This window comes from Vibrio penaeicida (genome assembly GCF_030689305.1).
In the GTDB taxonomy this organism is placed as follows: Bacteria; Pseudomonadota; Gammaproteobacteria; order Enterobacterales; family Vibrionaceae; genus Vibrio; species Vibrio penaeicida_B.
The window spans coordinates 1-930 of record NZ_JAUYVM010000066.1 but is presented as its reverse complement, the minus strand read 5'-3'; the positions used below and the strand labels follow the sequence as shown (position 1 = coordinate 930).

Genomic DNA, 930 nt, shown 5'->3' with positions numbered 1-930 from the left:
GTTAATACGTCCTTCGTCGCCTCTGACTGCCAAGGCATCCACCGTGTACGCTTAGTCACTTAACCATACAACCCCAAAAGGTTTCGATTTGCTTTCACTTTTCAAAAGTGAAGACAAAAAGGTGTATGGCAAACAACCAAGGTTTATCGTTGTCTCTTTATTATGAGCGAGACAACACTTCGATTTTGCCGGACTCAAATATGAATAACTTTCGTTATTCCCAAGAACACTTGAATGTGTGTTGGTACCTAAATGAACAAGTCATCTAGGATTTGAGAACTTTTAATTTGAATAACAACGCTTATCCATAGATAAGGGGATTGTTGTTATTCGTCAGCTTTCCAAATTGTTAAAGAGCGTGATTCATTAAGAACCATTTTTAAATATTCTCTAATTTAAGAGAAGAACGCTTAAAAATGGTGGGCGATACCGGGCTCGAACCAGTGACCCCCTGCTTGTAAGGCAGGTGCTCTCCCAACTGAGCTAATCGCCCATATTAGTTTTACTTCTTATAGGTAGAAGATTTCAAGAGTGGTGGAGCTAAGCAGGATCGAACTGCTGACCTCCTGCGTGCAAGGCAGGCGCTCTCCCAGCTGAGCTATAGCCCCATCTTGAAATGGTGGGTCGTGCAGGATTCGAACCTGCGACCAATTGATTAAAAGTCAACTGCTCTACCAACTGAGCTAACGACCCAATGGTATCCCGTAGGGGAGTCGAACCCCTGTTACCGCCGTGAAAGGGCGGTGTCCTAGGCCTCTAGACGAACGGGACACTAGCATGAACGTATGGGAACGTTCATTTCTCTTTTCTACATAAACCGTATCAATCTGTGTGGGTACTCATCGCGATAATCATCGTATAAGGAGGTGATCCAGCCCCAGGTTCCCCTAGGGCTACCTTGTTACGACTTCACCCCAGTCATGAACCACA

At 44.8% G+C, this 930-nt stretch carries 4 tRNA genes and 1 rRNA gene; all 5 read right to left on the bottom strand.

From position 1 onward, the window contains the following. Positions 1 to 417 precede the first annotated feature (417 nt). Positions 418 to 493, bottom strand: a tRNA-Val gene (locus Q8W40_RS28025). 39 nt (positions 494 to 532) lie between these two features. Continuing rightward, positions 533 to 608: transfer RNA gene (locus tag Q8W40_RS28020), tRNA-Ala, on the bottom strand. A gap of 9 nt (positions 609 to 617) precedes the next feature. Then, positions 618 to 693, bottom strand: a tRNA-Lys gene (locus tag Q8W40_RS28015). A 2-nt stretch (positions 694 to 695) separates the two neighbouring features. Continuing rightward, a tRNA-Glu gene (locus tag Q8W40_RS28010) sits at positions 696 to 771 on the bottom strand. Positions 772 to 859: 88 nt separating this feature from the next. After that, positions 860 to 930 (bottom strand): 16S ribosomal RNA (locus Q8W40_RS28005); the annotation flags it as partial.